General features: G+C 71.2%; 9 protein-coding genes and 1 pseudogene. 3 read left to right on the top strand and 7 right to left on the bottom strand.

Annotation, left to right across the window (positions count from 1 at the left end):
- Positions 1–77: 77 nt before the first annotated feature.
- The gene (locus tag BJF83_RS10895) at positions 78–257 is read right to left on the bottom strand and encodes a DUF6104 family protein (protein WP_075926191.1); all 180 of its coding nucleotides are present in this window, start codon (positions 255–257) and stop codon (positions 78–80) included.
- 15 nt (positions 258–272) lie between these two features.
- Positions 273–3,894: pseudogene (locus BJF83_RS10890) on the bottom strand (multifunctional oxoglutarate decarboxylase/oxoglutarate dehydrogenase thiamine pyrophosphate-binding subunit/dihydrolipoyllysine-residue succinyltransferase subunit).
- Positions 3,895–4,463: 569 nt separating this feature from the next.
- Here BJF83_RS10890 and BJF83_RS10885 point away from each other — a divergent pair.
- Positions 4,464–4,838 carry a BlaI/MecI/CopY family transcriptional regulator gene (locus BJF83_RS10885; protein WP_075926263.1) on the top strand — a complete coding sequence of 125 codons (375 nt, stop codon included), beginning with the start codon at positions 4,464–4,466 and terminating at the stop codon, positions 4,836–4,838.
- A gap of 24 nt (positions 4,839–4,862) precedes the next feature.
- On the opposite strand, the gene BJF83_RS10880 is transcribed toward BJF83_RS10885, so the two are convergent.
- Both BJF83_RS10880 and BJF83_RS10875 read right to left on the bottom strand, forming a co-directional pair.
- Positions 4,863–6,098 carry an MFS transporter gene (locus BJF83_RS10880; protein ID WP_075926190.1) on the bottom strand — a complete coding sequence of 412 codons (1,236 nt, stop codon included), beginning with the start codon at positions 6,096–6,098 and terminating at the stop codon, positions 4,863–4,865.
- 99 nt (positions 6,099–6,197) lie between these two features.
- Positions 6,198–7,301 carry a suppressor of fused domain protein gene (locus BJF83_RS10875; RefSeq protein WP_075926189.1) on the bottom strand — a complete coding sequence of 368 codons (1,104 nt, stop codon included), beginning with the start codon at positions 7,299–7,301 and terminating at the stop codon, positions 6,198–6,200.
- Positions 7,302–7,498: 197 nt separating this feature from the next.
- Between BJF83_RS10875 and rlmN the strand changes: the two genes are divergently transcribed.
- Positions 7,499–8,596 carry a 23S rRNA (adenine(2503)-C(2))-methyltransferase RlmN gene (gene rlmN, locus BJF83_RS10870; protein ID WP_075926188.1) on the top strand — a complete coding sequence of 366 codons (1,098 nt, stop codon included), beginning with the start codon at positions 7,499–7,501 and terminating at the stop codon, positions 8,594–8,596.
- Between the two features lie 25 nt (positions 8,597–8,621).
- A complete protein-coding gene (locus tag BJF83_RS10865; RefSeq protein WP_075926187.1) occupies positions 8,622–9,095 on the top strand; it encodes a VTT domain-containing protein in 474 nt (157 codons plus the stop codon).
- 70 nt (positions 9,096–9,165) lie between these two features.
- Here BJF83_RS10865 and BJF83_RS10860 read toward each other — a convergent pair whose 3' ends face one another.
- The 3 genes from BJF83_RS10860 to BJF83_RS10850 are packed head-to-tail and all read right to left on the bottom strand — an operon-like array spanning position 9,166 to position 12,404.
- Complete coding sequence (locus BJF83_RS10860) at positions 9,166–10,764, bottom strand: ABC transporter permease (RefSeq protein ID WP_075926186.1); 1,599 nt, start codon at positions 10,762–10,764, stop codon at positions 9,166–9,168.
- A complete protein-coding gene (locus BJF83_RS10855) occupies positions 10,761–11,684 on the bottom strand; it encodes an ABC transporter ATP-binding protein (RefSeq protein WP_075926185.1) in 924 nt (307 codons plus the stop codon). Before BJF83_RS10855 ends, BJF83_RS10860 begins: the two co-directional genes overlap by 4 nt.
- 48 nt (positions 11,685–11,732) lie before the next feature.
- On the bottom strand, positions 11,733–12,404 hold the full coding sequence (locus BJF83_RS10850) for a TetR/AcrR family transcriptional regulator (RefSeq protein WP_075926184.1): 672 nt from the start codon (positions 12,402–12,404) through the stop codon (positions 11,733–11,735).
- Between the last annotated feature and the right edge of the window lie 133 nt (positions 12,405–12,537).

Here is a 12,537-nt window from a genome sequence, read left to right as displayed (position 1 = left end):
AACCTCCTGAAAGTCAGAGTGTTGCGACCACCGTGGGAACCCAGGATGACCCGGGCCCTTCCGCGTTCGGCTCGGACCTACTCGTCGTCCTCGTCGTCCAACCGGGCCAGCCAGGTGGCCAGGCGGTCGACGGGCGTCTCGAACTCGGGATTGACGTCGGTGAACGTCCTCAGCTGCTCGGCGAGCCAGGCGAAGCTGACCTCCTCGTCGCCGCGGCGGTTCTCCAACTCCTCGATTCCGCGATCGGTGTAGTACACGTCGCCCCGCCCGTCCTAGTCGGCCGGCGGGAACACCGTGTCCACCAGGGCGCGCTGCTCGGCCTCGTGCCGCTTGGCCGACCCCGCCGCCGGGGCCGAGGAGGCCGGGCGGGAGATCCGGGTGAACGGTCGGTCGAGCTGCTCGGAGAAGACCAGCGCCACGAACGGCCACGGGCCCATGTTGGCGGGCTCCTCCTGGACCCACAGGACCTCGCCCGCGTTCGGGAAGGCCTTGAGCTGCTCCCTGATCTCCTCGATCGGCAGCGGGTACAGCCGCTCCGCTCGGATGATCGCGGTGTGCTTGTCGCCGCTCTTACGACGGGCCGCGTCCAGGTCGTAGTAGATCTTGCCCGAGCACAGCACCACGCGGCGGACCTTGTCGGGGGCGATGGTGTCGTCCCCGATCAGCGGTCGGAAGTGGCCCGACGTGAAGTCGTCGGCGGCCGACGTGGCGGCCTTCAGCCGCAGCAGCGACTTCGGCGTGAAGATCACCAGGGGGCGCTCCAGCCGCGACATCGCCTGCCAGCGCAGCAGATGGAAGTAGCTCGCCGGGGTGGTCGGCAAGGCGACCGTCATGTTCTCCTGCGCGCACAGCTGGAGGAACCGCTCGATGCGGGCCGACGAGTGGTCGGGCCCCTGGCCCTCGTAGCCGTGCGGCAGCAGCAGGGTCACGCTGGAGCGCTGGCCCCACTTCTGCTCGCCCGCGCTGATGTACTCGTCGATGACGGTCTGGGCGCCGTTGACGAAGTCGCCGAACTGTGCCTCCCACATCACCAGCGCGTCCGGACGGGTCAGCGAGTAGCCGTACTCGAAGCCCAGCGCCGCGTACTCGCTCAGCAGCGAGTCGTGCACGTGGAACCGGGTGGTGCCGGAGTCGAACTGCTTGAGCGGCGTGTACGACTCACCGGTTTCTCGGTCCATCAGCGTGGCGTGCCGCTGGCCGAAGGTGCCGCGGCGGCTGTCCTGGCCGATGAGGCGGACGGTGTGGTCGTCCAACAACAGCGACCCGAAGGCCAGCAGTTCACCGGTGGACCAGTCGACCGAGTCGCTCTCGACCAGCTGCGCGCGCCGGGTGATCTGCGGCGCCAGCCGCGGGTGCGGCGTGAAGCCGTCGGGCAGGTTGACCTGGGTGTCGATGACCCGCTTGACGGTCTCGGTGCTGATGCACGTCTCGACCGCCGAGTGGTCCAGGCGGCCCTCGGTGAACACCTCGGGCTTGACCACGGCGCCGGGCTCGATCGGCCGCTTCTCGACCTCTCGGGTCTCGGTGAAGGCGCGCTCCAGTTCGCTCTGGTAGTCGCGCAGGGCCGACTCGGCCTCCTCCACCGTGATGTCGCCGCGGCCGATGAGGGCCTCGGTGTACAGCTTGCGGGTGGAGCGCTTGGCGTCGATGACGTCGTACATCAGCGGCTGGGTGAACGCGGGGTTGTCGCCCTCGTTGTGCCCGCGGCGCCGGTAGCAGACCATGTCGATGACGACGTCCTTGTTGAACGCCTGCCGGTAGGCGAAGGCCAGGTGCGCGACCCGGACCACGGCCTCGGGGTCGTCCCCGTTGACGTGGAAGATCGGCGCCTGCACCATCCGCGCGACGTCGGTGGCGTACACGCTGGAACGGCTGTCCGACGGCGAGGTGGTGAAGCCCACCTGGTTGTTCACGATGATGTGCACCGTGCCGCCGGTGCGGTAACCGCGCAGCTGGGACAGGTTCAGGGTCTCGGCGACCACGCCCTGGCCGGCGAACGCCGCGTCGCCGTGGATGAGGATCGGCAGCACCGTGAAGCCGTGCGGGCCCTTGTTGAGCAGGTCCTGCTTGGCGCGGACGATGCCCTCGGCGACCGGGTCGACCGTCTCCAGGTGGGACGGGTTGGCGGCCAGCGAGATCCGGATCTTGTCGCCGTCGCGGGTCTCGAAGAAGCCCTCGGTGCCCAGGTGGTACTTGACGTCGCCGGAGCCGTGCGCGCTGCGCGGGTCCAGGTTGCCCTCGAACTCACCGAAGATCTGCGCGTAGGACTTGCCGCAGATGTTGGCGAGCACGTTGAGCCGGCCGCGGTGGGCCATCCCGATGACGGCCTCGTCCAGCTCGGCCCTGGCGGCCTTGGAGATCACGCCGTCCAGCAGCGGGATCAGGGACTCGCCGCCCTCCAGGGAGAAGCGCTTCTGACCCACGTACTTGGTCTGGAGGAAGGTCTCGAACGCCTCGGCGCTGTTGAGCCGGTGAAGGATGTGCAGCTGCTCGTCGCGGTCGAGCTTCTCGTGCTCGCGCTCGACGTGCGCCTGGATCCACTCCCGCTCCTCCGGGCTCTGGATGTGCATGTACTCGATACCCACCGTGCGGCAGTAGGTGTCGCGCAGCACGCCCAGCACGTCGCGGAGCTTCATGACCTGCCTGCCGCCGAAGCCCCCGGTGGGGAACGAGCGGTCCAGGTCCCACAGCGTCAGCCCGTGCTGGAGGACGTCCAGGTCGGGGTGGCGGCGCACGTCGTGGTCGAGCGGGTTGGTGGCCGCCATCAGGTGGCCGCGCACGCGGTAGGCGTGGATCAGCTCCTGGACCCGGGTGGTCTTGTCGAGCTGGGTGGCCGTGTTGACGTGGATGTCCTGGACCCAGCGGACCGGCTCGTACGGGATGTGCAGGGACCGGAAGATCTCGTCGTAGAAACCGTCCTCGCCCAGCAGCAGCTGGTGGATCCGGCGGAGGAACTCACCGGACTGCGCGCCCTGGATGATGCGGTGGTCGTAGGTGGACGTCAGCGTCATGACCTTGCTGATGCCCAGCTCGCTCAGGGTGTCCTGGGAGGCGCCCTGGAACTCGGCCGGGTACTCCATGCGCCCACGCCGAGAATGGTGCCCTGGCCGGGCATCAGACGCGGCACGGAGTGCACGGTGCCGATGCCGCCGGGGTTGGTCAGGCTGATTGTGGTGCCCTGGAAGTCCGCCACGCCCAGCTTGTTGTTGCGGGCCTTGCGGACCAGGTCCTCGTAGCCGCTCCAGAACTCGGTGAAGTCCATCCCGTCCGCGCCCTTGATGGAGGGCACGACCAGCTGGCGGGATCCGTCCGGCTTCTGGAGGTCGATGGCCAGACCGAAGTTGACGTGCTCGGGCTTGGCCACACCGGGCTTGCCGTCGACCTCGACGTAGGAGTGGTTCATCTCCGGCATCGACCTGAGCGCCTTGACCATGGCGAAGCCGATGAGGTGGGTGAAGGAGACCTTCCCACCGCGCCCGCGGCGCAGATGGTTGTTGATGACGATGCGGTTGTCGAACAGGAGCTTGACCGGGACCGCGCGCACGCTGGTCGCGGTCGGCAGCGCCAGACTCGACTCCATGTTGGTCGCGGTCCGTGCGGGAGCCCCGCGCAGACGCTCCTGCTTGACCTGGAGAGCATCGTCGCTCTTGGGTTCGGCGGCCTTGGGGGACTTCTTCGGCGCGGGGGCCGCGGGAGCCTTGCTCTGCTGCGCCTTCGCGGGCTTGGCGGCTCCTCCGCCCTTCGCGCCGGAGTCCGCGGGCTTGTAGTCCGCGAAGAAGTTCCACCAGCCTTGTCAACGGAGTTGGGATCGGTCAGGTACTTCTGATAAAGCTCCTCGACCAACCACTCGTTGGGGCCGAAATCTGTCAGGGGTTGAGACGCCTCAGACGACACGGCGGAGATCGCCCACTTCCGCAGCTCGCTAGTGAATGTGTATGGAGACGGGTGGCTGCTGGCAAGGCGGGCTCAATGAACACCTGGGATGGCTCCCGCTGTCCGGGGAGTATCTGACCTGGCCAGCACTCGTCCTGGTCCCAGGCTACTTGTACCGCCCTCCAAGCGGGGAACCCGAGCGTTGTTGAAACTAGGAGATAGCTAACAATCTTTCACAGCCGCATTGCCTCTGCGTGGCGGCGTCTTCGCGGAGCGTGCCAGGCATGTCGCGAATGTACTTGTTTGTAGGGGTTTTGGTGTGCGGCCGCGATGACCGGGTTCGGCCATGTCGGATGTGGCGCGTCACACGGGCCCCGCCCCGCGGAGCCCGCGCGCCCGGATCCGCCACGGTCCGGAGGCGGCACGGCGTTCCTTCCGCGCCCACCGCGCCGTCGCGGGTCGCGAAACGCCGGTGAACCACGCCACGGGTGTGCGGATCTGTGCGCTCTCCGGCGTTTTCCCACGCGAGAGCTGTCGTCGTGCCTACGATCGCGGTACGAACTGGGGACACACAGCAGGGGGTGGGCACCGTGAGGGGGCTCGGGGAACTCGAGGCGGCCATCATGGACGCGCTGTGGCGGGCCGAGGAACCGCTGTCCGTGCGCCGTGTCCGCGAGACCATGGTCTACGACCGGGAGATCGCCTACACGACCGTGATGACCGTCGCCAACATCCTCTTTCACAAGGGCCTGTTGGACCGGGAGAAGTCGGGCCGCGCCTGGGTGTACTGGCCGCGCGAGTCGCACGCCGAGTACACCGCGCGCGTCATGGACGAGGTGCTCAACGCCGGGCCGGACCCCGGGGCGACCCTGCGCAGCTTCGTCGAGCGGTTCAGCGACGAGGACATGGCCAGGTTCCACCGGCTGCTCGACCAGGCCCGGGACCGCAGGGGCATCGCGAGCTGACCGTGCCGCGGCCCTGGGCGCCGGTCAGCGGCGGCGCAGGGTCCGCACGCTCCGGGACGAGAGCGCCGCCAGCGTCGCGGCGACGGTGAGGCCGGCCATCAGCGCGATCGCGGGTCCGGGCCCGACGCGCTCGGCCAGCGGCCCCGCCGCCACCTGGCCCACGGGCATGGCCACGAACGACCCCAGCGCGTCGTAGGAGTACACCCGCGACAACCGCTCCGTGGGCACGTTCTCCTGGACCGACACCTCCCAGGCAACACCGAACTGCTCCACCGCGATCCCCGCCACGACCATCGCGAACAGCAGCGGGAGGAACGGGACCGAGCCCGCCAGCGCGAACAACGGCACCGTCTGCACCAGGATCAGCGCGACCCCGAACGCCAGCGCCCGCCGCGGCTGCCACCGCGCGGCCAGCGCGCCGCCCGCCAGGAGCCCCGCCGCGTTCGCCGCCATCAGCAGGCCCCACTCCGTCCGGCCGAAGGAGGCGTCGGCGATCGCCGGTCCCAGGACGGACGTGGTCGCGGTCCACGTGGCGTTGACCACCATGAACTGCGCCACCACGATCCACACCCAGCGTCGGGCGGTGAACTCCCTCCACCCCTCCAGGAGGTCACGGAGGACACCACCGCCGTCGTCCCGTCGCGGGCCGCTCGGCACCCGCAGGAGGGTGAAGGCGACCCCGGCCAGCGCGAACAACGCCGCGTCCGCCGCGATCGCCCACCCCGAGCCCGCCGCCCCCACGACCGCGCCGCCCAGGCCCGCCCCGGCGAACATGCCCGCGTGCACTCCGACCCGCAGCACCGCGTTGGCCGGACGCAGCAGCGCGGCCGGGACGGTCTGCGGGGTCAGGGCGGCAGCGGCGGGCAGGTTGGCCGCGGCAGCGGCTCCGTTGACCAGACTCAGCCCGATCATCAGCGGGAGCGAGGCGGCCCCGGTGAGCAGAGCCGCAGCGAGCGCCGCCTGGGAACCCGCCGCCAGCACGCATCCGCCGCGCAGGACGAGCGAGCGGGGCAGACGGTCCGCGAGCACCCCGCCCAGGAGCAGCAGGCAGACGTTGGCCAGCGACCGCGCGCCCACCACCAGCCCCACGTTCACCAGGGAGCCGGTCGCGTCCAGCACGGCGAAGGCCACGGCGACGGAGGCCATGCCGTTGCCCAGGAACATCAGCGAGCGGCCCAGAGCCAGGGCCCGGAAGGCCGGATGGCGGAGGGGACGGAGGGCACCGGTGTCCGGATCGCTCGCCTCGTCAGCCCGCGCCACACCCCACCGCCCCCGCCTCGACCACGTCGACCGGGACACGATGCCAGGGCGCGGGGCGCGGAGTCCACCGGATTCAACGCTCGGAGTCCGAGCGGAAGGTCAGGAGGCGACGGGCGGTGACCCCAGCACCCAGCTGCGCCCTTCGGCGGCCAGCTTCTCCACGAGCGTGGCGCTGTCGTGTTCCTTGGCGAACAGGTGCTCGGGCCGGGTGATCGGCACGATCCACAGCCACCGCACCGGATCGCCCTGGAAGGACAGGCCCGCGGTGTCCGGCGGCCGGTGGTCGGGGCGCGCCGCCAGCGCTGACGGGTCCTCCAGCAGCAGCACCGCCCCCGCGTCGCCGCGCATCGCCCGGTCCTCGGGGTTGTCCAGCCACTTGACCGTGTGCCCCGTGCCGAACCACGTCACCGCGCGCCACGGGAACGCGCCGATCCACCGGAAGACCCGGGCGGCCCGGTGCGCGGGCAGGGTCGTGGCCAGCGCGAGCTCCACCCGCGCGTACCGGGAGGTGTCGGCCATGTACCGGTCGAGGGTCGGCATCCGCTGACCGCACATCCCCACGGTGGACAGCACCGTGAACGGGCGTTCGGCGGTGGGCGGCCGCTCGGACAGCCGCAGCAGCGGCGGATGCCCGTCGGACACGTCCCAGTAGTGGCCGGGCTCGCCCACACGGCGGTTGAGGTGGCTGAGGACCGTGCGCTGCACGCTCCGCCACGCGCCCGCGGCCCGCCGCCAGTCCCAGTAGGCCTCGGCGTGCACGACCCTCGGCCGCAGCTGCCCGAGCACCGAGTCCAGCTCCCAGGCGAAGGCACTGCGTCCGACCGCCTCGCGCGCGTAGCCGGGGAGCCCGCTGTCGGCCTCGGCCCAGCCGGGGATGACCGCGAGCAGCCCCTCCTCGTCGATCAGGGCGACCCCGTCCCCCTCCTCGAACCACACCGCGCGCAGGCGCGCGGGGTCCAAACGCGGTCGGCCCTGCGGGTGCTTGGTGTAGGCCTCGGGCATCAGCGGGGCGCGGCCCTCGAACAGGCTCCCCTCCTCGCTGGCCAGAGGGGCGACGTCGTGGTTGGCCAGCCACACGGGGACGCGGATGCGGCCGCGCGCGTCGAGCAGGTAGGCGGCGGTGGTGCGGGAGTCGCACTCGACGACCACACGGCGGCTCTGGTAGGGACTGACCTCGTCGAGCAGGACATCGATCCCCGTCACCGGTCCTCCCGCCTGCCGCACCCGTGCCATCGCCCCCGTCCCGGACCAGCCCGATCCGCCCGGACGGCGCGTAGAATCGACGGTAGTGCCCTGACAGGCGGAGCCGCACCGCGGCAGCGTATAGGTCGTATAACGACCGCAACCGCGCCGCCCCCACACCGGGCGCAGACCACCGACGCCACCCCTTACGGATACCTATGCCCGCCGAGCTCACCTTCGTCGCCCCCCGCCGCGCCCAGCCGCCGCGGCACCTCGCCGACCTCAGCCCCGAGGAGCGGGCCGAGGTCGTCGCGGACCTGGGGGAGAAGCCCTTCCGCGCCAAGCAGCTCGCCAAGCACTACTTCGGCCACCTGGAGTCGGACACCTCGGCGATGACCGACCTGCCCGAGGCCTCCAGGGCACGGCTCGGGGAGGCGCTGCTGCCGACCCTGATCACACCGGTCCGGCACATCACCTGCGACAACGGGATGACCCGCAAGACCCTGTGGAAGGCCTTCGACGGGGTGCTGTTCGAGTCGGTGCTCATGCGCTACCCCGACCGCGTCACCCTGTGCATCTCCTCCCAGGCCGGATGCGGGATGAACTGCCCGTTCTGCGCCACCGGCCAGGCGGGACTCACGCGCAACCTGTCCACCGGCGAGATCGTCGAACAGGTGGTGGCCAGCGCCCGCGACCTGGCGCGCGGCGAGGTCGCCGGAGGCCCGGGGCGGATCAGCAACATCGTCTTCATGGGCATGGGCGAGCCCATGGCCAACTACAAACGGGTCCTCCAGACCGTCCGCCGGATCACCGACCCCGTGCCGAACGGGCTGGGCATCTCCCAGCGCGGCGTCACGGTGTCCACGGTGGGACTGGTGCCCGCCGTCGACAAGCTCACCGCCGAGAGGATGCAGGTGCGCCTGGCGATCTCCCTGCACGCCCCCGACGACGAGCTGCGCGACGAGCTGGTCCCGATCAACACACGGTGGAAGGTCGCCGAGGTCCTGGACGCCGCGTGGCGGTACGCGGGGACCACCGGGCGCCGGGTGTCGATCGAGTACGCGCTGATCAAGGACGTCAACGACCAGGCCTGGCGGGCCGACCTGCTCGGCGAGCTGCTCACGGGCCACCTGGTGCACGTCAACCTCATCCCGCTCAACCCCACGCCGGGGTCCAAATGGACCGCCTCGCGTCCGGAGGACGAACGGGAGTTCGTCCGGCGGCTCCAGGCGCACGGGGTGTCGGTCACCGTCCGCGACACGCGCGGCCAGGAGATCGACGGCGCGTGCGGGCAGCTCGCCGCGGCCGAGGGCTGAGGCCCCGAGCGGCCGGGGGAGTTCGGTGACCGAGACCCTGTTGGCCTTCGCGGTCGCCTCTGTCTCCGGCCTGGTCCCGGTCGTCAACATCGAGGTGTACCTGGTGGGCGCCGTCGCCCTGGTGGACGACGGCGCCCTCGCCGCGATGGCGGTCGCCGCCGGGCTGGGGCAGGCCCTCGGCAAGCTCCCCTACTACTACGTGGGCCGGGGAACGATCTCCACGCCGTGGCTGCGCAGGAGGGCCGAGACCCCCGGGCGCTGGACGGAGCGGGTGGCGCGCTGGCGGCGCAAGGCCGAGGAACGTCCGGTGTGGGGCGCGGGTCTGGTCGCGCTCAGCTCGTTCGCGAGCATCCCGCCGTTCATGGTGGTCTCGGTGCTCGCGGGTGTGGTGCGGCAGAACGCCGCGCAGTTCTTCCTGGTCACCTGGGTCACCAGGACCGCCCGCTTCCTCGTGGTGGTGTTCGCGCCCGCATGGGCGATGTCCTTCCTGCCCGGTTGAGGCCGGGACGTGCTCGCCCGCGGGGCGGACCGAACCGCACCCGCGGGCGGGCGACCGCGACGGAGAGATCTCAGACGCTGACCAGGTCGCGGCGGCGGAAGCCGCCCAGCCCCACGGCGACGGCGGCGGCCGCGGTCAGCAGGACCAGGGCGAACGGCACCGCGTCGAACTCCTCGGCGGGCGGCTGCGCCAGGATCTGGAACGGCCCGGCGTCCAGCATCCAGTCGGGCAGGTCCATGAGGATGCCGAAGACCGTCACGACCAGTCCGTACCCGTACCAGGCCCACACCAGGCCGACCAGGCGGGGCGCGGTCCCCAGGAACAGGGTGGTCAGGCCGACGAAGAGCAGCACCGCCGGCGCCTGGGCGGCGCTCGCCGCCGTGACGTCGCCGATCCAGTCGGCGTCCCCGGTGACCAGCCCGGCGCCCAGCCCCATCGCCAGCCCGCCCAGGAGCAGCATCAGGGTCGCCGCCAGGCCGCTGACCAGGACCGCCGTCCCCATCCAGCGGATGCGGCCCACGGCGGCGGCCAGCGTGAGCTCCGCGCGTCCGGCGTTCTCCTCGGCCCGCGTGCGCAGGACCGAGAGCACGGCGAAGGCGACCGTGGCCATGACGACGTACAGGACGAGCATGCCGAGGAACCCGTCGGCCATGTTCCCGGCGTCCAGGCCCATCCGCCCCAGGAGTTCGGGGTTCTGCTCGACCATGGCGTCGATCTCGGAGACGAGCGTGCCGAAGGACAGCGCGAACAGCGCCACGGCCGTCGTCCAGGCGATGATCGACGTGCGCTGCTGGCGCAGGTGCAGGGCGAGCACCCCGTTGAGCAGCGGGCTCGCCCCGGCCGGTCCGGGCCTGGTTGCCACCAGCCCCGCGCCCAGGTCACGGCGGCCCGCCAGGGAGTAGGCGGCGGCGAACAGCACGGTGATGAGCAGCGCGTACAGCGCCAACGGCCACCAGCGCAGGTCATCGAACATCCTGGTCTGCTGCGCCCAGGCGAAGGGCGAGAACCACGACGGGGCGCTGCCGCCGCGCTCGGCGACGTCGCCGACCACGCGGAAGGTGAACAGCACGCCCACGACGAGGAACGCCAACCCGCTGGCGCCGCGTGCGTGCTCGGAGACCTGGGCGCACACGGCGGTGATCGCTCCGAAGGCGACCCCGGCCAGGGCGATGCCGCCGCCGAAGGCCACCGAGTCGGCCACGGTCAGGTCGTTGCCGACCATGACCAGCGTCAGCAGCGCTCCGACGGCGCCGCAGACCAGGGCGTTGGTGGCGAGCGCGGCGGTCATCTGGGCGCTGGAGCCGACCACGCTGGCGCGCAGCAGTTCGGCGCGCCCGCTCTCCTCCTCGGCCCGGGTGTGGCGGACCACGTGCAGGACGCTCATGACCGCCAGCGCGACCAGCAGGCTCATGGTCATCTCGTTGGCGACCATCGCGCCGAGGCCGTAGTCGTCGAGCCCGTACCCGGGGCCGCCGAAGACGATGCCGGTCGGCGTCGCCATGACGGCCGCGCGGGCCATCCGCTGCTCGGGGTCGGCGAACATCTCCGCGAGGGTCGGCACGGTCATGGCGAGCATCCCGCTGAGCGAGAGCGTCCAGACCGTCATGCGCAGGCGGTCGCGGCGCAGGATGAACCGGATCAGGTGCCCGGTCCCGGTGAACGTGCTCATGCCGAGCCCCTCCCCTCGCCGTTGAGGGCCGCCAGCTCGTCGCCGTAGTGGCGCATGAACAGCTCCTCCAGGGAGGGCGGGTTGCTGACGAGCGACCGTACGCCGAGGTCGGTCAGGGCGCGCAGGGCCTGGTCCATGCGGTCGTTGTCGACGTCGAAGGTCACGCTGCGGCCGTCGACGGACAGGCCGTGCACGCCGGGGAGCCCGTCCAGAGCGCTCGCGTCGCCGTCGGTGGTGGCGCGGACCGTGGAACGGGTGAGGTGGCGCATCTCGTCGAGGGTTCCGGACTCGACGGTCCGGCCCCTGCGGATGATCGTGACGGTGTCGCACAGCTTCTCGACCTCCGCCAGGATGTGGCTGGACAGCAGGACCGAGCGGCCCTGGGCGCTGGCCTCGCGCACGCAGTCGGTGAAGACGGACTCCATGAGCGGGTCCAGGCCCGAGGTGGGCTCGTCGAGGATGAGGAGTTCGGCGTCGGAGGCCAGGGCGGCGACGAGGGCGACCTTCTGCCGGTTTCCCTTGGAGTAGGTGCGCGCCTTCTTGGTGGGGTCGAGCTCGAAGCGGCCGAGCAGCTCCCGCCTCTTGACCGTGTTGACCGATCCGTGCAGCCTCCCGAGCAGGTCGATCGCCTGGCCGCCGGTGAGGTTCGGCCACAGGGCGACGTCGCCGGGGACGTAGGCCAGGCGGCGGTGCAGGGCGACGGCGTCGCGCCAGGGGTCGCCGCCGAGCAGGCGGACGCTGCCGCCGTCCGCGCGCAGGAGGCCGAGCAGGACGCGGATGGTCGTGGACTTGCCCGCTCCGTTGGGGCCGAGGAACCCGGCGACCTGTCCGGGCTGGACGGTGAGGTCGAGGCCGTCGAGGGCCGTGAACGAGCCGAAGCGCTTGTCGAGTCCGCGCACGTCGATGGCGGGGGTTGACATGGGTGTCCCTCCTGGTGGGTGGTGATCGTGAACGTGGGCGCCGGGGGTTCAGGACGGTTCCTCCGGTGGGTCGCTCACGTACAGGAGGTAGGCGTCGAGCATCGACCGGTCGGCGAGCAGGCCCTCGCTGTAGACCTCCAGTGCGGGGAGCGCGAACTCCGCCGTCCACTCGCGGATGACCTTGCGGAAGTCGACGTCGGGGCCGGGTTCGCGCAGTGTGACGAACATCAGGAGCGCCCCGGCGCTGTTGGCGGCGAGCCAGTGGGCCCTGGCCCTGGGGTCCCGGCTCGGGCGGACGGTGCCCGCCCTCACCCCGGCGTCGAGGTAGGCCTCGATGTCGGCGGCCATGCGCTCGTACAGCGTTCGGGCCAGGTCCCCTCCGGCCTGCAGGCACCGGAAGAGGAACGCCATGTAGGGGGCGAACTCCTCCGCCTCCGCCATCTGGTGCAGGACCGTCCGGTGGTCGCGGTCGGTGACCGACGCGGTCTTGGTCTCGCGGATCAGGCGGGTGACGTGGTCCTCGCAGGCGGCGAGCAGCTTGGCCTTGGTGCCGAAGTGGTGGATGACCAGCGCGGGCGAGACCCCGGCGCGTTCGGCGATGTCGCGGACCGGGACGTTGAGCCCACGCTGCCCGAAGCAGTCGATGGCGGCGTCGCGGATGCGCGCGCGTGCGGTGAGGTCCTCCTCGCGGTCCGGAGGCTTCCTCGTAGCTGAACTCATGTTCAACAGACTAAACGCTTGTTCAGCATTCTGACAAGTTGTTCAATCTGACGGGAATGGGGCCGGGCGTGCACGCCCCGGACCGGGCGCGGCGGCCGTAGACTGCGGTGCACGGTCCGGGGCGGCCCAGACG

The organism is Nocardiopsis sp. CNR-923, assembly GCF_001942255.1.
Taxonomy (GTDB): domain Bacteria; phylum Actinomycetota; class Actinomycetes; order Streptosporangiales; family Streptosporangiaceae; genus Nocardiopsis.
The sequence above is the reverse complement of the archived record's forward strand: the minus strand, read 5'-3'. Positions and strand labels throughout refer to the sequence as shown.

What these genes read in the sequence shown, in the direction of transcription:
- rlmN (WP_075926188.1), top strand. Translation starts at nt 7,499, where the DNA reads ATGCCCGCCGAGCTCACCTTCGTCGCCCCCCGCCGCGCCCAGCCGCCG.
- BJF83_RS10860 (WP_075926186.1), bottom strand. Translation starts at nt 10,764, where the DNA reads ATGAGCACGTTCACCGGGACCGGGCACCTGATCCGGTTCATCCTGCGC.
- BJF83_RS10855 (WP_075926185.1), bottom strand. Translation starts at nt 11,684, where the DNA reads ATGTCAACCCCCGCCATCGACGTGCGCGGACTCGACAAGCGCTTCGGC.
- BJF83_RS10850 (WP_075926184.1), bottom strand. Translation starts at nt 12,404, where the DNA reads ATGAGTTCAGCTACGAGGAAGCCTCCGGACCGCGAGGAGGACCTCACC.